Genomic DNA, 17,225 nt, shown 5'->3' with positions numbered 1-17,225 from the left:
GACCTGGAGGACCAGCGGTGGGAAGCCCCAAGGAACCCGGGGGCGCCCGTGTGCGGCTGCCGCAGTTGAGGCTGGACGAGCTCCTGGAGGAGCTCCAGGCCCGCCTTGACGCGGCCCGGGGCACCCGCGACCGGGTGCACAGCCTGCTGGAGGCGGTGCTTTCGGTCGGCCGTGAGCTGGACCTGGAACAGGCGCTGCGCGGCATCGTGCAGGCCGCGGCCGTGCTGGTGGACGCCGAGTACGCCGCCCTCGGCGTGATCGGACCGGACGGCAAACGGCTGTCGGAGTTCCTCACCGTGGGCATCAGCAAGGAACAGATCGCCCGGATCGGCCACTACCCCGAGGGACACGGCATCCTCGGAGAGCTCATCCGCAACCCCGAGCCGCTGCGGCTGGAGAAGATCTCCGCGCACGCCGCCTCGTACGGCTTCCCGGCGCACCACCCGCCGATGAGCACCTTCCTCGGCGTCCCCATCCGCGTCCGCGACCAGGTCTTCGGCAACCTGTACCTGACCGAGAAGCGCGGCGGGGCGCAGTTCGACGAGGAGGACGAGGCGGTGCTGGCGACCCTGGCCGTGGCGGCCGGGGTGGCGATCGACAACGCCCGGCTCTACGAGGAGTCCCGGCTGCGCGAGCGGTGGCTGCGGGCGAGCGCCGAGATCACCCATCGCCTGCTGTCCGGCAGCGAACGCGGTGAGGTGCTCGCCCTGATCGCCGAGCGGGCCAGGGAGAACACCGGCGCTGCCCTGGCCGTCGTCGCGGTGCCGGTGGAGAACACCGACTCGCTCACCGTGGAACTGGCCATCGGGCAGGAGGCGGAGGCACATCGGGGGCGGGTGCTGCCCGTGGACGACAGCCTGATCGGCCGGGCCTTCTCCGCCGGCGTCCCGGTCACCCGGCCCGACGTCTCCATCGACGAGCCGCTGTCGGTCGATCCCGGGCCGGTGACCGGGCTCGGCCCGGCGGTGGCCGTTCCCATCGGCAGCAAGGACGGCGTACGAGGTGTCGTGCTGCTGGTCCGCCCGGCGGGCCGGACGGTGTTCTCCGAGAAGGAGACCGAGCCGCTGCAGGGCTTCGCCGCCCAGGCCGCGGTGGCGATGGAGCTCGCCGAACGCCGCCGGGACGCCGAGCAGATCGCGCTGCTCCAGGACCGCGACCGCATCGCCCGTGACCTGCACGACCTGGCGATCCAGCGGCTGTTCGCCACCGGCATGACGCTGCAGAGCGCCGGCCGGTTCATCGAGCATCCGGAGGCGTCGGAACGTGTGGTGCGGGCCGTGGACGACCTGGACGAGACCATCAAGATCATCAGGTCGACGATCTTCGGGCTCCGCGCCCGTGAGACCGCCGTGGGCCAGGGACTGCGGGCCAAGGTGGTGCGGGCGGTCGGGGAGGTGGCGCCGGTGCTGGGGTTCGCGCCCAGCCTGCGCATGGAGGGCCTGCTGGAGACCCAGGTCCCCAAGCAGACCGCCGAGCACGTGCTCGCCGTCCTCTCCGAGGCCCTCACCAACATCGCCCGGCACGCCCATGCGAACCGGGCCGATGTCGTCCTGTCGACCGACGGCGAGCACCTGACCCTCACGGTCGCCGACAACGGCGTCGGCATCCCGCCGGACGGCCGCCGCAGCGGCCTGCGGAACATGGCCGACCGGGCGGAGCAGCTGGGCGGCGCGCTGGAGGTGACGAGTCCTTCCGAGGGCGGGGCGCGGGTGGTGTGGCGGGTGCCGCTGCGGGAGGCGTAGCGCGGGTTGGTGGCCGGTGCCAGTGCGGGAGGCATAGCGCGCGCCTGCGGACACACGCCGTGATTCGGGCCGCTCGGCCCACCACGCTGCCCGGTCGGCCCCTGTGGTGCGGGCCGCCCGAAGCCGGACGCTGATCCCGGCAGTCCGGCGACGAGGAGGCACCCGCGATGACCGAGACCCGGCCGCAGGCGTATGCCCTGCTCACCGACGGCAGCACGGTACGGATCCGGCGGGCGGGACCGCAGGACCGGAACGGGATTCTGGGGTTGTACGACGAGATGTCCCCGGAGAACCTGCGCCTGCGCTTCTTCGGCGTGAGCCGCCGCTCGGCCGAACTGGCCGCCGACCGGGCAACCACCGGCCACCGGGCCCTGGTCGTCGAGGACGGCGACCGCATCCTCGGCCTCGCCGAGTACGAGACGGAACCCGGCACCACCCACGCCGAGATCGCCCTCGCGGTCGCCGACGGACACCACCACCAGGGCATCGGCACCCTGCACCGCCCTCGCCGAGGCGACCGGCGACGACCCGGTGCGCGCCCTCATCCACGCCGACCCGGACACCCGGCCCGGCGCGGTCGTCGCGGTCCTGCTCGATCAGACCGAGTCCGTACGGCTGCTGCACACCAGGGACGGCGGCACGGTCCCCGCGTACGCCGACCCGCAGTCCACCGCCCGTGCCCTGGCCCACGCGGCCACCCGCACCCGCCTGCTCGCCCGCCGCCCCGGCACCGTCCCCGAACGGCCCGAGGTGAACACGGCCGCGGCCGAGGCCGTCGTCGCCCGCTACCTCGCCGAGCACCCCGAAGGCGGCGGGCCGGACCCGCAGACCACCGCCGAGTTGCTCGCCCACTACGCCATCCCCCAGTCGCCGTGGGCCTGGGCGCGCGACGAGGACGAGGCCGTACGCGCCGCCGAACGGCTCGCCGGACCCGGCGGACGGGTCGTCATGAAGGCCTACTGGCCCGGTCTGGTGCACAAGAGCGACCAGGGTGCCGTCCGGCTCGATCTCCAGGGCGCCGACCAGGTCCGCGCCGCCCACCGCGACCTGGCCGACCGCTTCGGGGACCGGATGACCGGCGTGGTCGTCCAGCCGATGGCCGCCCGCGGCACCGAACTGGTCGCCGGGGTGGTGCAGGACGAGGTGTTCGGCCCACTGGTGCTGTTCGGCCTCGGCGGTACGGCCACCGAACTCCTCGCCGACCACGCCGCCCGCCTCGCGCCGCTCACCGATACCGACGTACGGGACCTGCTCACCGCACCGCGCTGCGCGCCCCTGCTCTTCGGCTACCGGGGCGGCGGACCCGTGGACATGGAGGGCCTGGAGCGGCTTCTGCTGGGCCTGTACCGCATGGCCGGCGACCTGACGCAGCTCGAGAAGGCCGACCTCAACCCCGTCGTCGCCCGGCCCGACGGCGTCACCGCCCTGGACGCACGGCTCCGGCTGCTGCCGCGCCCCGCGCGGGACCCGTACCTGCGGCGGCTGCGCTGAGCGCGGGCGGGCCGTACGGCGTGGGTGCGAGGGACCTTCGAAGCGGGGTGTGGCCTGTTCGGCCCCAGACGCCGCTGGTGCGGCAGCAGTCGACTGGTAGGTGGCCTGCCCGCCCCGATGGGGCGCGTCGTACTGGACACCTCGTGCGCCCCATGACGAGGGCGAGTTGTGGGCGTCCCTCACGGCCGAGGAGGTCCGGCGCCTCGCGGGACTGCTGATCTTCCAAGCCGCGGCCGTGGACCCCCGGTCCGATCCGCCGGCCCGGAGACGTCGAGGTGGTGCCCGTGGCGGGCGACGCCTTCGAGATACGGGTCCGTGGCCACGTACTGATGGCCGATCAACCGCAGTCCGCCGGTGGAAAGGACACCGCACCCACGCCCGTGGAGCTCTTCGTGGCGGCGATGGCCTCCTGCACGGCGCACTACGCGGGACGCTTGCTCGACCGGGACGGCCTCAGCCGGGACGGCTTGTCCGTGCGGGCGGGGTTCCGGATGGCCGACGACCGACCCGCCCGGGTCGCCGCCCTCGCCCTGACCGTCCGGGCGCCGTCGCTGCCGCCGGAACGGCCGGCCGCGCTGCGTGCGGTGGTCGCGCACTGCACGGTGGCCAACACGCTCGCGCGGGCTACCGAGGTGGAGCTGGACGTGAGCTGCGGCGACGGCGAAGCGATCAGTGCGCCGGGGCCTGGTCCTGCCGGACGATGACCACGGGGCACGCCGCGTGCTGGGCGCAGCGCTGACTGACCGATCCCAGCATCGCCCGCGCGAAGCCGCCCCGGCCGCGACCGCCCACGACGAGCAGCTCCGCTCCTTCCGAGGCCCGGATCAGCACCTCCGAGGGGTCGCCCTCCACGAGCTCCTCGCGCAGCCCGGCGGGGTGCTCGCCCGGGAAGACGGCGCGCAGCTCCTCCGCGAAACGCTCCCGGGCCTGCACCAGGTCGAACTCCGGGTCGATCGCCGGTCCGGTCCAGCCGATGACCGACGGTGTGTCCCAGGCGTGTACCGCCTCCAGGACACCGCCGACGGACTGCGCGTACCGGGCCGCCCAGCGCAGCGCCGCGTACGACGACGGGGAACCGTCCACCCCCACCACCACCCGTCGTACCAGCTCAGAGGAACGCGGCTCAGAGGGTTGCGGCTCAGAGGAATGCGGCTCTGAGGAATGCATGGCCACCTCACTCAGCAGTCGATGTCTCCAGCTCCACGCTGCCCGTACCCGCGGCGCCCCGCCAGCCGGGGAATCCCGTCGGCGGCGGAACGCCGGGCTTCATCGGGCGGTCATATCTGGCTCCCGCTGCCGTACGGGGCGTACAGATCCAGCAGCCGGATCCGGGACGCGTGCAGCCGGTCGGCGACCACGTTGCCGACCCAGTCGGCGATCGCCCGGCCGAAGTCCGCGTCCTGGGCGCACAGAGCCCGCACGGCATCCGCGTCGAACTCCCAGGCCCGGACGGGGCTCAGGGCCTCGGCGCCCAGATGCCAGAGGTACGGCTGGAAGTGCCAGGACCAGCCGACCAGTTGGCCGGGGCCCAGCGACTCGATGACGGGGGCGCGGCGGCCGGGGACGTACAGGTCGAGCGTGACCATGCCGGTCCGGATGATCCAGAACCGGTCGGCACGTCGGCCCTCCTCCAACAGGCGGGTGCCCGCGTCGAAGGAGACCTCGCGGGCGATCCGCATCAGTCGTTCGCGGTGCTTGGCCGGGAGGCTTCCGGCCGAGGTGGTGGTGGGGATCATCGGTCCGTCCCTTCGTTCCGGCCGCCGCGACCAGCCCAGGGTTCGTGGGGCCTGCTGATCCCAGGCTCTGCCCCGCGGGGGCGGCAGCACCACGGGCCGCACGGGCCTGATGGTGGGTCATTCGGCCCAGTCGAGCGCGAGACGGGGGCCATGGGGCGCGGCCCGGCACAAGGGACGGCGCATGAGGGACGGGAAGGACATCCACTTCTCGCGGATCCTGATTGCGCGGTGCGCGGTGAGGGCCGCTTCCCCGCGTCTTTCTCGGGTCCTTCCCGTCACTTACAGCACACCACGCGGACCGCCCGGACGCCAGGGCCGTACGGCTCCGATCCAGCCGTCAGCACGGCATCGGGCGCGTGCCCTACCTGTCGCGAGCGAGGGATGCGACCGTGACAGTAGGACCAGGTTGCTGCCCGGTGAAAGGCGGTGGGAACGATGGAGCTGCCCCTGGTCGTGGGCGTCGACGGATCGAACGGCAGTCTCCACGCGGTCGACTGGGCGGTGGACGAGGCCGTCCGGCACGGTCTGCCGCTGCGGCTCGTCTACGCCTCCTTGTGGGAGCGCTACGAGGGCGTCGCTCCGGAGACAAGCCCCGAACGCCCCTCGGAGCAGTTGCTGGCGGAGCACATCGTCGGCGCTGCCGTCGAGCGCGCCCGGCAGCGCAACCGCGACGTGAAGATCGCCACCGACACGATCCCCGCGGACGCGGTCTCCGCCCTGCTGGAGGAGGGCCGTCACGCCGCCGCCCTGGTGACCGGCTCGCGCGGTCGCGGCGAACTGAGAGGACTGCTGCTCGGCTCGGTCGGCCTGGCCGTCTCGGCCCGCGCGCAGTGCCCGGTGATCGTGGTCCGGGGTGACCCGGCCGGTCTGGCCGGCACCCACGGGCGGATCCTGCTCGGCGCCGGGGAGCCCGAGGCGTGCGGCGAGGCCGTGCGGTTCGCCTTCCGGGAGGCCGAGGCACGCGGCTGCACTCTGGACGTCGTACGCGCCTGGCGACGCCCCGCGTACGAGCCCCCTGTCCATCGGGCGGCGGCCCAGGAGCCGGCGCGGCAGCACGAGGAGCAGGCCTCGGCCGTGCTCGACGCGCTGCTCGCCGGGGTGACGGCCGACCACCCGGGGGTGCGGACCAGCCGTACGACGGTCGAGGGCTCGGCCCGCAGGGTGCTCGTGCACCGCTCGGCCGCCGCCGACCTCGTCATCCTCGGGTCCCGGCACAGGTCCGGCCCCTTCGGCCTGCAACTCGGGCGGGTGAGCCACACCCTGCTGCACCACGCGGCGTGCCCGGTGGCGGTGGTGCCGCAGCCGGGGTGACCGGCGTCCGCTCGTGCCCGTCTCCGCCGTCAGGTCCGAACCGGACCCGCCAGCTCGATGATGTCGTCGGCGGCCACGTCGTGCAGCCGGATGGCGAGGTCCTCCAGCGCGCGGCTGGCGGCGAGTTCGTCGCCGATCTCCGGAACGGGCCGGTCGATCGGGTTACGCCGGGCGACGCCCTTGCCGATGACGGTCGACGTCTCGTTGGTGCTGAGCACGGCACGCGCGCGCGTGTCGTCACCGTCCTCGGTGATGTAGATCTGCACGGTCCACTGCTTGGCTTCCATCATGATCACTTCCGTACGACGGTTCTAACCCGCCACTCCCCACCGTGCGCCCGAAACGCCCACCGCGCCAGCGGTTTGCCACCGCAGGCCGGGCGGCAGAGACTGGTCATATGCCGGTGGAAACTCAGTTGCAGATCCTCCTCTCCGAGGAGGGGGCGGAAGCCGAGCACATCGCCAAACTCACCGGGTATCTGCGCGAGGAACTGCTCCAGCTCGATGTGGACGATGTGACGGCCGTCCCCGGTCCACCGGTCCCGCCCGGCGCACGGGCGGGCGAGACCGCCCTGATCGGTGCCCTGCAGGTGAACCTCGGCACGGCCGCCGCCGGGCTGAGCGAGGTGCTGAACGTCGTCCGGGACTGGTGGGGCCGTTGTCATGGCAGGCGTCCGTCGCTGCGCCTGACGCTGGGCGACGACGTAGTGGAGATCTCCCAGGCGACGGACCAGCAGGTGGCGGAGGCGTTCGACCTGTTCCTCCACCGGCACTCCGCGGTGGGGACGTAGCGACCTGCTTTTTGAATTACCTAGACCATTTGTTCATCTTTTCCGGGTGGTAGTGATCAAGTAGCCGGGCAACGCTGGCGATCCATACCAGCACCTGGAGTACCACCCCATGAATGTTTCCCTGACCGTCTGGCTGCTGACCGTCGCGGTCCTTTGTGTTCTCGTCGCCGTCGACTTCTTCATCGGCCGAAAACCCCACGAAGTGTCGATCAGGGAAGCAGGCACCTGGACGATCGTGTGGATCGTGCTGGCCTGCGTGTTCGGGGTGGGGCTGGTCTTCTACGGCGGTGGCGGGCCGGCCGGGGAGTTCTTCGCCGGATACATCACCGAGAAGTCGCTGAGCGTCGACAACCTCTTCGTCTTCGTGCTGATCATGGCGAAGTTCTCGGTGCCGACGCAGTACCAGCAGCGGGTGCTGATGATCGGTGTGCTGATGGCGCTCGTGCTGCGCGCGGTGTTCATCGCGGCCGGTGCGGCGATCATCTCGACGTTCTCGTGGGTGTTCTACCTCTTCGGCGCATTCCTGATCTGGACCGCCTGGAAGCTGATCCAGGACGCGCGCAAGCAGGACCACGAGGAGGAGTACCAGGAGAACAAGCTCCTCAAGGCCGTCGAGCGGCGCTTCGGCGTGGCCGACCGCTACCACGGCACCAAGCTGTGGATCGAACAGAACGGCAAGCGCGTCATGACCCCGATGCTGGTCGTGATGCTCGCCATCGGTTCCACCGACGTGCTGTTCGCGCTGGACTCCATCCCGGCCATCTACGGGCTGACCCAGGACCCGTACATCGTCTTCACCGCCAACGCCTTCGCGCTGATGGGCCTCAGGCAGCTGTACTTCCTCATCGGCGGCCTGCTGAAGAAGCTGGTCCACCTGTCGTACGGCCTGTCGATCATCCTCGGCTTCATCGGCGTCAAGCTGGTGCTGCACGCGCTGCACGAGTCCGGGGTCCACGTCCCGGAGATCAGCATCCCGTTCTCCCTGGGCTTCATCGTGCTCGTGCTCGCGATCACGACGTTCACGAGCCTCAGGGCCACGAGGAACCAGGAGGCCGTCGACGCAAGCCGCGCCGCTTAGCGGAACGGGCGTCGGGTGCGGGACGGCGTCGGCCGGCTCCGACCCCCGCTCAGTGTGGGTCGGAGCCGGCCGGGTACGGGGCCTGCGATCAGGCTGCCTGCTCGGCCGCCCGACCGTGCACGCGCGCCACGACCTCGGTGAGCTGCGCGGCGACCTCAGCGTCGTCGGCCGGGTGGGTCTCGGCGAAACGCGTCACGGAGCCCGGGATGGAGAGCTTGATGTCCTCCAGCACCTTGGCGCCGGCGATGCCCAGCGACTTGCGGGTCTCGTCCTGCGCCCAGACGCCGCCGTACTGGCCGAAGGCGGTACCGACCACGGCGACCGGCTTGCCGGTGAGCGCGCCGGCGCCGTACGGGCGGGACAGCCAGTCGATGGCGTTCTTCAGCACGGCCGGAATGGTGCCGTTGTACTCCGGCGTGAAGAGCAGCAGGGCGTCGGCGGAACCGGCGGCCTCGCGCAGGCGGGCGGCGGCGGCCGGGACGGAGCCCTCGACGTCGATGTCCTCGTTGTAGAAGGGGACCTCGGCCAGGCCCTCGTACAGCTGGACGTCGACGCCCTCGGGGGCGAACTTCACAGCGGCCTCGGCGAGCTGGCGGTTGTGCGAACCGGCGCGGAGGCTGCCGACGAGGGCGAGGATGCGTACGGACATGGGAACTCCTGGGGGATGTAACACGAGTGAGAATCCGGACCGAGGTCCGTTTAATGTTGTAGCACTCTAACCGGACCGCGGTCCAGTTTCTTCCCGGTGCTTTACTCTGTCTTCATGTCCGCCTCCCTGCCGCCCATCCCGGAGCCCCACGAGTCCCTGGAATCACCCGAGTTGCTCGAACTCGGCCCGTCGGTCGAGGAGCAGTGCCTGCGCGCGGACGCCGCGCGCAACCGCGCCCGGCTGCTGGAGGCCGCCGCGCGGCTGGTCGCGGAGCACGGCGCGGCGACGCTCACGATGGAGGCGGTGGCCGCGGCCGCGTCGGTGGGCAAGGGAACGGTCTTCCGCCGCTTCGGGGACCGGGTCGGGCTGCTGACGGCACTGCTCGACCACTCCGAGAAGAAGTTCCAGGCCGCGTTCCTCGGTGGGCCGCCGCCGCTCGGGCCCGGTGCACCGCCGGTGGAGCGGCTGCGCGCGTTCGGCTGTGCGTCGCTGCGGTGGTCGGTCGAGCAACTGGAGCTCCAGCTCGCCGCGGAGCGGGGCCCCGACCGCCGGTACACCCCGCCGCCCCGGCTGCTGCGCAACGGCCATCTGATCATGCTGCTGCGGCAGGTGGTCCCCGACGCGGACTGCGAACTGCTCGCCCAGACACTGATGGGCTACCTCGACCCCGCCCTCGTCCACCACCTGACCAAGAACTGCGGCATGCCGCTGGACCGGCTGGAGGCCGGCTGGATCGACCTGGTAGCACGGCTGACCCGCACCGACCCCCCACCCACCGGGCTCCGAATCGAGCTGGCCCCCGCCGTCGAGCCGCCCTGCTGAGGTGGGCCCGGGGCGCCCGCCGGCGTGTCGGCGTCCCGGGCCTCAGGCGTGCGTGGCGAACAGGTCTCGCTCCGTGCCCCGTCCTCGCGGAACAGCAGGCGGGCGCTGCGTGCCGACTCGGTCACGGCGGCCGCGCTGCGGGGGACCGCTGCTCCTGGGCCGGGCCGATCGAGCCGAGCAGTGCATACCGTTCGCGCCGAACACATCCGTTCGTTGAATGGAAGACCACGTTCCCCCGCCCGAGCCACGCCCCACCGCCTCTGCCAAGATGCGGTGCGTGATGGTGCAGATACCGAACACGCCCGCCTCCGCGCCGCCCGCCCAGCGCTCCGTGCCCACGAGCGCGGACGTGGCCCGGCTGGCCGGCGTCTCGCGCGCGACCGTCTCCTACGTCCTGAACAACACCAGTGCCGTACGGATCAGCGAGCCCACGCGCCGCCGGGTCCACGAGGCCGCGAAGGAACTCGGTTACGTCCCGCACGCGGCCGCCCGCAGCCTGCGCGCCGGGCACAGCCGGATGGTCCTGATGCCCGCCCCGGCCATCCCGGCCGGCCCGCTCTACAGCCAGTTCATCAACGAGCTCCAGTGGGCCCTGAGCCGCCTCGACTACACGGTCGTCCAGTACGGCACCCTCGGCCTGCACGGCGACGAGGCCGCCCGGGCCTGGGCCGAACTGCGGCCGGTGGCCGTGCTGGTGCCCGGCCAGGGCCTCGGCCCGCAGGGCGTGGCGGTGCTCAAGCGCTCCGGCGCCCGGGCCGTGGTCACCCTCGGCCCGGCGAGCGTCGAGGGCGCGCACGCCCTGCTCATGGACCACGCGGCCGTCGGCCAGGTGGCAGGCCGTCACCTGTACGAACGTGGCCGCCGCCGGATCGGCGTCGTCGTCCCCGAGGAGCCCGGCCTGGAGGTCTACTCCACGCCCCGCCTGGACGGCGTACGGCAGGCCGTGCACGGCACGGACGCGGTCGTCACCGAACTGCCCCTCGCCTACGAGGAGGAGGCCGCCGCCCGTCTCGCCGCGCGCTGGCGTGCGCTCGGCCTCGACGCGGTCTTCGCGTACAACGACGAGTACGCGATGCTGCTGATGCGGGCCCTGCAGGACGAGGGCGTGCGGATCCCCGAGGACACGGCGATGATCGGCGCCGACGACCTGATGCTGGGGCGGCTGCTGCGGCCCCGGCTCAGCACCGTCCACATCGAGCTGCCGTCCGGCCGGGAACTCGCGGAACTGGTCGACCGCGCGGTGCGCGACCCGGGCGCCGCGCCCGAGCGGCACGAGGTGCTGGGCGCCGAGGTGGTGCACCGCGACTCCAGCTGACGTCCTGCTCCGCCGGGACGGCCGACGCATACTCGAAGGTGTGCCTGACACCCGTGTGTCCGGCGAGGCGCTTCTCCTCCGCGCATGACCGCCGGTGACCCGAACGGAGAGCCGCGATGCCGTTGCTCGATCCCAGGACCTGGCAGCCCCGCCCCTTGGCGGGCGACGAGTACGCCGTCATCGAGCCCGCCACGGGGGACACGCTCGGCCACGCCCGCCTCGCGACCGCCGACGACATCGCCTCCGCCGCCGAGGCCGCCCTCGTCGCCCAGCATGAGTGGGCCCGCGTTCCGCACTTCGTGCGGGCCGGAGTGCTGCGGCGGGCCGGGGACCTGTTCACCGTGCACGCCGACGAGCTGCGCGAATGGCTCGTCCGCGAGTCCGGCTCGATCCCCGGCAAGGCGGACTTCGAGCTGCATGTCGCCGCCCAGGAGTGCTACGAGGCCGCTGGGCTCGCCTCCCGCCCGACCGGGCACGTGCTGCCCAGCGAGGTGCCCCGGCTGTCGTACACACGGCGCGTCCCGGTCGGCGTCGTGGGGGTGATCGCCCCGTTCAACGCGCCGCTGATCCTGGCCATCCGGTCCGTCGCCCCGGCCCTCGCGCTCGGCAACGCCGTCGTGCTGAAACCGGACCCGCGCACCGCCGTCTGCGGCGGGTTCTCCCTCGCCGCCGTCCTCGCGGAGGCGGGTCTGCCCGAGGACCTGCTGCACGTGCTCCCGGGCGGCCCGGCAGCGGGCCAGGCGCTCGTCGCCGACCCGCGCGTGCCGGTCATCTCCTTCACCGGCTCCACCGCGGCCGGGCGCGCGGTCGGCGAGACCGCCGGACGCCATCTCAAGCGTGCCCACCTGGAACTCGGCGGGAACTCCGCCCTGATCGTGCTCGACGACGCCGACCTCGACGCGGTGATCGGCACAGCCGCGTGGGGCTCGTTCTTCCACCAGGGCCAGATCTGCATGACGACCGGCCGCCACCTGGTGCACGAGTCGCTGTACGAGGAGTACGTCGAGCGGCTCGCCGCCCGGGCCGACTCGCTGGCCGTCGGCGACCCGCACCGCGACCGGGTCCACCTCGGCCCGGTCATCGACCGCGAGCAACTGGCCAAGGTGCACGGGCTCGTGGAGTCGAGCAGGGCCGAGGGTGCCCGGCTGGCCGCGGGCGGCAGCTACGAGCACCTGTTCTACCGGCCGACCGTCCTGGCCGGCGTCGACGACCACACCCCCGCCTACGCGGAGGAGGTGTTCGGCCCGGTCGCACCCGTACGGTCCTTCAAGAGCGTCGAGGAGGCGGCCGACCTCGCCGCGCGCACCCCGTACGGGCTCGCCCTCGGCATCGTCACCCGCGACGCCGCCCGCGCACTCGAACTGGCCGAGCGGATCCCGACCGGCATCGTCCACATCAACGACCAGACCGTCAACGACGAGGCCGTGGCGCCCTTCGGCGGGGTCGCCGCGTCCGGCACCGGCGCCCGCTTCGGCGGCGAGGCCAACCTGGAGGCCTTCACCGACCTGCGCTGGACGACGGTACGCGCGGACGTGGCGACGTACCCCTTCTGAGCGCTTACTCGCGTTCTGAGCGCTTGCTCGCGGCTCAAGGCCCTGACTAGGGCCTTACTGGCCGCCGCCCTCCTGCCCCTGCTGCTCGGCGACCGCCTTGCGGACCTCGTCCATGTCGAGCTTGCGGGCCTGGCCGATGACGTCGGCCAGCGCGGCCTCGGGCAGGGCGCCGGGCTGCGCGAACACGGCGACCCGGTCGCGCACGATCATCAGCGTGGGGATCGACTGGATGCCGAACGCGGCGGCCAGCTCCGGCTGCGCCTCGGTGTCCACCTTGCCGAACACCAGGTCCGGGTTCTCCTCCGCCGCCTTCTCGTAGACCGGGGCGAACTGGCGGCACGGCCCGCACCAGGCCGCCCAGAAGTCGATCAGGACGAAGTCGTTGTCCGTGACCGTCTGGTCGAAGTTCTCCTTGGTGAGCTCCACGGTCTGGCTCATGGCGTGATCCCTGCTTCCTGGTGAGGGGGCGAGGCCGTCGGCGGAAACACGGTCGGACGGTCGGGTATTCCGCGTATGGCCGATCATGTAACGGCGCGCGTACCCATGTGGCCTCGGGCCACACCACCCACCAGACTGACCCCATGACGGAAACGGAATCCAACGCTTACGACGTCGTGGTGCTCGGTGCCGGGCCCGTGGGGGAGAACGTCGCCGACCGCACCCGCGCGGCCGGCCTGTCCACCGCGGTCGTGGAGAGCGAACTGGTCGGCGGCGAGTGCTCGTACTGGGCCTGCATGCCCAGCAAGGCCCTGCTGCGCCCGGTCATCGCCCGCGCGGACGCCCGCCGGGTGCCGGGCCTGAGCCAGTCGGTGCAGGGCGACCTCGACGCGCCCGCGGTCCTCGCCCACCGGGACTACTACACCTCCCACTGGAAGGACGACGGCCAGGTCCAGTGGCTGGAGGGTATCGGCGCCGACCTCCACCGCGGCCACGGCCGCCTCGCCGGACCGCGCACGGTCGTCGTGACCGGCCCCGACGGCGAGCAGCGCACCCTCACCGCCCGGCACGCCGTCGCCGTCTGCACCGGCAGCCGCGCGCAACTGCCCCACCTGCCCGGACTCGCCGACGTGCGGCCCTGGACCAGCCGGGAGGCCACCAGCGCAAAGGAGGTGCCCGGTCGGCTGATCGTCGTGGGCGGTGGTGTGGTCGCCACCGAGATGGCCACCGTCTGGCAGGCCCTCGGCTCGCAGGTCACCGTCCTGGTCCGGGGCAAGGGCCTGCTGAACCGCATGGAGCCCTTCGCCGGCGAACTGGTCGCCGAGGCACTCGTCGAGGCCGGCGCGGACGTCCGTACGGGCACCTCGGTCGAGTCGGTGACCCGCCAGAACGGCACGGTCGTCGCCGTCACCGACCACGGCGACCGTATAGAGGCCGACGAGATCCTCTTCGCCACCGGCCGCGCCCCGCGCACCGACGACATCGGCCTGGACACCGTGGGCCTGGAACCGGGTTCCTGGCTGCCGGTCGACGACAGCCTGCGCGTCACCGGCACCGACTGGCTGTACGCGGTCGGCGACGTCAACCACCGCGCCCTGCTCACCCACCAGGGCAAGTACCAGGCCCGCATCGCGGGCGCCGCCATCGCCGCCCGCGCCTCCGGCGAACCCGCCCTGGAGTCCCATGCCTGGGGCGCCCACACCGCCACCGCCGACCACGCGGCCGTACCCCAGGTCGTCTTCACCGACCCGGAGGCGGCAGCCGTCGGGCTGTCCCTGGCGGAGGCCGAGCAGGCCGGCCACCGCGTCCGCGCGGTCGACGTCGACCTCTCCTCCGTCGCCGGAGCGGGCCTGTACGCCGACGGCTACCGGGGGCGCGCCCGCATGGTCGTCGACGTGGAACGCGAGATCCTGCGCGGCGTGACCTTCGTGGGCCCGGGCGTCGGGGAACTGATCCACTCGGCGAGCATCGCCGTCGCCGGGGAGGTGCCGGTGAGCCGGCTGTGGCATGCGGTGCCGTCGTACCCGACGATCAGCGAAGTGTGGCTGCGGCTGCTGGAGAGCTACCGGGACAACTGAACCCCAAGGCTCAGTCCGGCAGTTCGAAGCCCAGCTCGCGCGCGGCCGCCTCCGGCGTCGGCTGCGCCCAGCGTCCCGCCACCGTCCCGTTCGCGGACAGGGAGCGCAGCTCGGCCCGGTCGACGTAGAGCACGCCGTCCAGGTGGTCCGTCTCATGCTGCACGATCCGGGCGGGCCACCCGGTGAACACCTCGTCCAGGGCACGGCCGTGCTCGTCCGAGCCGGTCAGCCGCACCCGCGTGGGCCGGGCCACCACCGCCTGCCAGCCCGGCACGCTCAGACAGCCCTCGAAGAACCCGGCACGCGCCGCGCCCACGGGCTCGTACGACGGATTCACCAGCACCCGGAACGGCTGCGGCACCCGCCCGCGCGCCAGCCTCACCTCCTCCGGCACCGGCGCCGGGTCCTCGATCACCGCGATCCGCAGCGGCACGCCGACCTGTGGCGCCGCCAGACCGACCCCCGGGGCCGCGTGCATGGTGACGCGCAGGGCCTCGACGAACCGGGCCAGCAGCGCGGGCTGAAGCTGCCCGTCGAACGGCTCGGCAGGTTGCCGCAGCACCGGGTCTCCGGCCTCGACGATGGACAACGGGCCTTCCATGGCCAGGAGTTGCTCGATGCGCTCGGCGAGCGGCATACGGTCACGCGGAGTTGACATTGCGCCAGCATGCCATGACCCGCCGTCGTGTGACGCGGGTCACTCGCATCTCCGGGAACTCACCGCACTCCCACCCCGACTACTGCACCACTACGGCCGAAAACCGTCCCCCTCCCCGGAGAACCGCCGATGACCACCGCTCCCTCGACCAGCACGGACGAGGCCCCGCAGCAGACCGCCGCGCCACCGAAGTCCCGCACCTGGGCACCCCTGCGCCCGCTCGTCCTGCGGCTGCACTTCTACGCCGGACTGCTCGTCGCCCCCTTCCTGCTCGTCGCGGCCACCACCGGCTTCCTGTACGCCGGGTCGTTCCAGGCCGAAAAGATCGTGTACGCCGACGAGAGGACCGTCCCCGAGGTCGGCGACACCAAGCTGCCCATCTCCGAGCAGGTGGCCGCCGCCCGCGAGGCCCACCCGCAGGGCACGCTCTCGGCCGTACGGCCCTCCCCGGCGGACGACGCCACCACGCGCGTGCTGCTGTCCGGTGTCCCCGGCGTCGACGAGGACCACACGCTCGCCGTGTTCGTCGACCCCTACACCGGGAAGGTGCGCGGCGCCCTGGAGCAGTACGGCTCCACCGGGGCGCTGCCGCTGCGCACCTGGATCGACGAGTTCCACCGCGATCTGCATCTCGGCGACCCCGGCCGCCTCTACAGCGAACTGGCCGCGAGCTGGCTGTGGGTGATCGCGGCCGGTGGCCTGGTGCTGTGGTTCTCCCGCCGCCGCGCCCTGCGCAAGGTGCGCGGCACCAGCGGGCGGCGCCGCACCCTCGGCCTGCACGGCACGATCGGCGTCTGGGCCGCGATCGGGTTCTTCTTCCTGTCGGCGACCGGCCTGACCTGGTCGACGTACGCCGGTGCGAACATCGACGAACTGCGCACCTCCCTCGGCCAGTCCACGCCGTCGGCGTCGGCGTCGGTGGGCGGCGACCACGGGGACCACGGCGCCGCCGCGGGCACCGGAGGGAGCGGCGAGCACGGCGTCGGCCTCGACAAGGTGCTGGCCGCCGCCCGGGCCGAGGGGGTGGGCGACCCCGTGGAGATCGTTCCGCCGGCCGACGCGAGCTCGGCGTACGTGGTGAAGCAGGTGCAGCGCAGCTGGCCCGAGAAGCAGGACTCGGTCGCCATTGACCCGGCGACCGGTGAGGTCACCGACGTGCTGCGGTTCGCCGACTATCCGCTGCTCGCGAAGCTGACCCGCTGGGGCATCGATCTGCACACCGGCATCCTGTTCGGGCTGGTGAACCAGATCGCCCTGATGCTGCTCGCGCTGTCCCTGATCGTGCTGATCGTGCTCGGCTACCGTATGTGGTGGCATCGGGGCCGCGGCTCGGCCTTCGGCCGGCCGATCCCGCGCGGCGGCTGGGCGCAGGTGCCGCCGCAGATCCTGGTCCCGCTGATGGCCGTGGTCGCCGTCATCGGCTACTTCGTGCCGCTGCTCGGTATTCCGCTGGCCGCGTTCATCGTCGTGGACGTGATCCTGGGGGAGATCGCGCACCGGCGGGGGCGGCGGTCGGACGGCAACGGGGGAGTGGCTGCCGACGGAGCGGCAGCCACATAAGGACCGGCCCGGCCTTCTCGGGGGGAGGCCGGGCCCATACCTTCGGTGGGTCGAGTCGCGCGCGTCAGCTCTGCTCGTCGAAGTCACCCGCGAGCGCCGAGGCGATCCGCAGATGCGGCTCCGCCTCCTCCTGCCGACCCTGCCGCTGGAGCGTGCGGCCGAGCATCAGCCGGGCGTAGTGCTCCACCGGGTCGCGCTCGACGATGACGCGCAACTCGGACTCGGCGCGGCCCAGTTGGGCCGAGTGGTAGTAGGCGCGCGCCAGCAGCAGCCGCGGTCCGGTCTGCTCGGGCACCTCCTCGACCAGCCCACCCAGGATGCGCGCCGCGGCGGCGTACTCCTTGGCCTCGAAGAACATCCGCGCGCGGTCCCAGCGCTCGGCCGGTGTTCCGTGGTCGTAGTACGTCGTGTCCACTGGTGACCTCCTTCGACGCACTCCAACCAAGGTGAGTGGTTAAACATTCCACTACTTCTGGGTGGGGCCATGGGCGGGCTGCCTGGCGGG

17 protein-coding genes and 2 pseudogenes are annotated in these 17,225 nt (G+C 72.5%); 12 read left to right on the top strand and 7 right to left on the bottom strand.

The genetic code is table 11. From position 1 onward, the window contains the following. The first annotated feature begins 17 nt into the window (after nucleotides 1-17). The 4 genes and pseudogenes from SSP24_RS01750 to SSP24_RS01740 all read left to right on the top strand — a co-directional run bounded on the left by SSP24_RS01750 (nucleotide 18) and on the right by SSP24_RS01740 (nucleotide 3,937). Nucleotides 18-1,742, top strand: coding sequence for a sensor histidine kinase (locus SSP24_RS01750; protein WP_141306827.1), 1,725 nt, complete (start codon nucleotides 18-20; stop codon nucleotides 1,740-1,742). Between the two features lie 167 nt (nucleotides 1,743-1,909). Beyond that, nucleotides 1,910-2,176: pseudogene (locus tag SSP24_RS45230) on the top strand (GNAT family N-acetyltransferase); the annotation flags it as partial. Nucleotides 2,177-2,240: 64 nt separating this feature from the next. Then, a pseudogene (locus tag SSP24_RS01745) lies at nucleotides 2,241-3,233 on the top strand (acetate--CoA ligase family protein); the annotation flags it as partial. 284 nt (nucleotides 3,234-3,517) lie between these two features. Next, nucleotides 3,518-3,937 (top strand): OsmC family protein, encoded by a 420-nt coding sequence (locus SSP24_RS01740; protein WP_229864801.1) that lies wholly within the window; start codon nucleotides 3,518-3,520, stop codon nucleotides 3,935-3,937. Here the strand turns inward: SSP24_RS01740 and SSP24_RS01735 are convergent. Both SSP24_RS01735 and SSP24_RS01730 read right to left on the bottom strand, forming a co-directional pair. Further along, entirely contained in the window at nucleotides 3,903-4,328 is a 426-nt protein-coding gene (locus SSP24_RS01735; protein ID WP_229864802.1) for a universal stress protein, read from the bottom strand. The two genes, SSP24_RS01740 and SSP24_RS01735, sit on opposite strands and share 35 nt — an antisense overlap. A gap of 182 nt (nucleotides 4,329-4,510) precedes the next feature. Beyond that, the gene (locus tag SSP24_RS01730) at nucleotides 4,511-4,969 is read right to left on the bottom strand and encodes a Crp/Fnr family transcriptional regulator (protein ID WP_141306821.1); all 459 of its coding nucleotides are present in this window, start codon (nucleotides 4,967-4,969) and stop codon (nucleotides 4,511-4,513) included. Between the two features lie 435 nt (nucleotides 4,970-5,404). Between SSP24_RS01730 and SSP24_RS01725 the strand changes: the two genes are divergently transcribed. Further along, nucleotides 5,405-6,280, top strand: a complete 876-nt coding sequence (locus tag SSP24_RS01725) for a universal stress protein (protein WP_141306819.1) — start codon at nucleotides 5,405-5,407, stop codon at nucleotides 6,278-6,280. A 29-nt stretch (nucleotides 6,281-6,309) separates the two neighbouring features. On the opposite strand, the gene SSP24_RS01720 is transcribed toward SSP24_RS01725, so the two are convergent. After that, a complete protein-coding gene (locus SSP24_RS01720; protein WP_373306642.1) occupies nucleotides 6,310-6,570 on the bottom strand; it encodes a DUF1876 domain-containing protein in 261 nt (86 codons plus the stop codon). Nucleotides 6,571-6,677: 107 nt separating this feature from the next. Between SSP24_RS01720 and SSP24_RS01715 the strand changes: the two genes are divergently transcribed. Together SSP24_RS01715 and SSP24_RS01710 are read left to right on the top strand one after the other, a co-directional pair. Further along, entirely contained in the window at nucleotides 6,678-7,070 is a 393-nt protein-coding gene (locus SSP24_RS01715; protein ID WP_141306817.1) for a hypothetical protein, read from the top strand. Nucleotides 7,071-7,179: 109 nt separating this feature from the next. Further along, complete coding sequence (locus SSP24_RS01710) at nucleotides 7,180-8,148, top strand: TerC family protein (RefSeq protein ID WP_141306815.1); 969 nt, start codon at nucleotides 7,180-7,182, stop codon at nucleotides 8,146-8,148. An 88-nt stretch (nucleotides 8,149-8,236) separates the two neighbouring features. On the opposite strand, the gene SSP24_RS01705 is transcribed toward SSP24_RS01710, so the two are convergent. Continuing rightward, nucleotides 8,237-8,797 carry an NAD(P)H-dependent oxidoreductase gene (locus tag SSP24_RS01705; RefSeq protein WP_141306813.1) on the bottom strand — a complete coding sequence of 187 codons (561 nt, stop codon included), beginning with the start codon at nucleotides 8,795-8,797 and terminating at the stop codon, nucleotides 8,237-8,239. 114 nt (nucleotides 8,798-8,911) lie between these two features. Between SSP24_RS01705 and SSP24_RS01700 the strand changes: the two genes are divergently transcribed. The 3 genes from SSP24_RS01700 (at nucleotide 8,912) to SSP24_RS01690 (ending at nucleotide 12,487) form a co-directional block, all read left to right on the top strand. Further along, a complete protein-coding gene (locus tag SSP24_RS01700) occupies nucleotides 8,912-9,619 on the top strand; it encodes a TetR/AcrR family transcriptional regulator (protein ID WP_141306811.1) in 708 nt (235 codons plus the stop codon). A 280-nt stretch (nucleotides 9,620-9,899) separates the two neighbouring features. Further along, nucleotides 9,900-10,934, top strand: coding sequence for a LacI family DNA-binding transcriptional regulator (locus tag SSP24_RS01695; protein WP_229864803.1), 1,035 nt, complete (start codon nucleotides 9,900-9,902; stop codon nucleotides 10,932-10,934). A 116-nt stretch (nucleotides 10,935-11,050) separates the two neighbouring features. Then, complete coding sequence (locus SSP24_RS01690) at nucleotides 11,051-12,487, top strand: benzaldehyde dehydrogenase (RefSeq protein WP_141306809.1); 1,437 nt, start codon at nucleotides 11,051-11,053, stop codon at nucleotides 12,485-12,487. 54 nt (nucleotides 12,488-12,541) lie between these two features. Here SSP24_RS01690 and trxA read toward each other — a convergent pair whose 3' ends face one another. Further along, complete coding sequence (trxA, locus tag SSP24_RS01685; RefSeq protein ID WP_141306808.1) at nucleotides 12,542-12,925, bottom strand: thioredoxin; 384 nt, start codon at nucleotides 12,923-12,925, stop codon at nucleotides 12,542-12,544. A 143-nt stretch (nucleotides 12,926-13,068) separates the two neighbouring features. Here trxA and SSP24_RS01680 point away from each other — a divergent pair, with 143 nt between their 5' ends. Next, nucleotides 13,069-14,502, top strand: a complete 1,434-nt coding sequence (locus tag SSP24_RS01680) for a dihydrolipoyl dehydrogenase family protein (protein WP_141306806.1) — start codon at nucleotides 13,069-13,071, stop codon at nucleotides 14,500-14,502. 10 nt (nucleotides 14,503-14,512) lie between these two features. Here SSP24_RS01680 and SSP24_RS01675 read toward each other — a convergent pair whose 3' ends face one another. Then, nucleotides 14,513-15,160: a peptide deformylase gene (locus SSP24_RS01675; RefSeq protein WP_141306805.1), complete on the bottom strand. Its 648-nt coding sequence runs from the start codon at nucleotides 15,158-15,160 to the stop codon at nucleotides 14,513-14,515. Between the two features lie 129 nt (nucleotides 15,161-15,289). Between SSP24_RS01675 and SSP24_RS01670 the strand changes: the two genes are divergently transcribed. Next, nucleotides 15,290-16,720, top strand: coding sequence for a PepSY-associated TM helix domain-containing protein (locus SSP24_RS01670; RefSeq protein ID WP_141306804.1), 1,431 nt, complete (start codon nucleotides 15,290-15,292; stop codon nucleotides 16,718-16,720). Nucleotides 16,721-16,784: 64 nt separating this feature from the next. On the opposite strand, the gene SSP24_RS01665 is transcribed toward SSP24_RS01670, so the two are convergent. Further along, on the bottom strand, nucleotides 16,785-17,135 hold the full coding sequence (locus tag SSP24_RS01665) for a tetratricopeptide repeat protein (protein ID WP_141306802.1): 351 nt from the start codon (nucleotides 17,133-17,135) through the stop codon (nucleotides 16,785-16,787). Nucleotides 17,136-17,225: the final 90 nt, after the last annotated feature.

The sequence above is a fragment of the Streptomyces spinoverrucosus genome (genome assembly GCF_006539505.1).
Lineage (GTDB): Bacteria > Actinomycetota > Actinomycetes > Streptomycetales > Streptomycetaceae > Streptomyces > Streptomyces spinoverrucosus.
The sequence above is the reverse complement of the archived record's forward strand: the minus strand, read 5'-3'. Positions and strand labels throughout refer to the sequence as shown.

Coding starts and splice junctions, on each gene's coding strand:
- SSP24_RS01680 (WP_141306806.1), top strand. CDS start 13,069: ATGACGGAAACGGAATCCAACGCTTACGACGTCGTGGTGCTCGGTGCC.
- SSP24_RS01695 (WP_229864803.1), top strand. CDS start 9,900: ATGGTGCAGATACCGAACACGCCCGCCTCCGCGCCGCCCGCCCAGCGC.
- SSP24_RS01730 (WP_141306821.1), bottom strand. CDS start 4,969: ATGATCCCCACCACCACCTCGGCCGGAAGCCTCCCGGCCAAGCACCGC.
- SSP24_RS01675 (WP_141306805.1), bottom strand. CDS start 15,160: ATGTCAACTCCGCGTGACCGTATGCCGCTCGCCGAGCGCATCGAGCAA.
- SSP24_RS01700 (WP_141306811.1), top strand. CDS start 8,912: ATGTCCGCCTCCCTGCCGCCCATCCCGGAGCCCCACGAGTCCCTGGAA.
- SSP24_RS01715 (WP_141306817.1), top strand. CDS start 6,678: ATGCCGGTGGAAACTCAGTTGCAGATCCTCCTCTCCGAGGAGGGGGCG.
- SSP24_RS01720 (WP_373306642.1), bottom strand. CDS start 6,570: ATGATGGAAGCCAAGCAGTGGACCGTGCAGATCTACATCACCGAGGAC.
- SSP24_RS01725 (WP_141306819.1), top strand. CDS start 5,405: ATGGAGCTGCCCCTGGTCGTGGGCGTCGACGGATCGAACGGCAGTCTC.
- trxA (WP_141306808.1), bottom strand. CDS start 12,925: ATGAGCCAGACCGTGGAGCTCACCAAGGAGAACTTCGACCAGACGGTC.
- SSP24_RS01705 (WP_141306813.1), bottom strand. CDS start 8,797: ATGTCCGTACGCATCCTCGCCCTCGTCGGCAGCCTCCGCGCCGGTTCG.
- SSP24_RS01670 (WP_141306804.1), top strand. CDS start 15,290: ATGACCACCGCTCCCTCGACCAGCACGGACGAGGCCCCGCAGCAGACC.
- SSP24_RS01710 (WP_141306815.1), top strand. CDS start 7,180: ATGAATGTTTCCCTGACCGTCTGGCTGCTGACCGTCGCGGTCCTTTGT.
- SSP24_RS01690 (WP_141306809.1), top strand. CDS start 11,051: ATGCCGTTGCTCGATCCCAGGACCTGGCAGCCCCGCCCCTTGGCGGGC.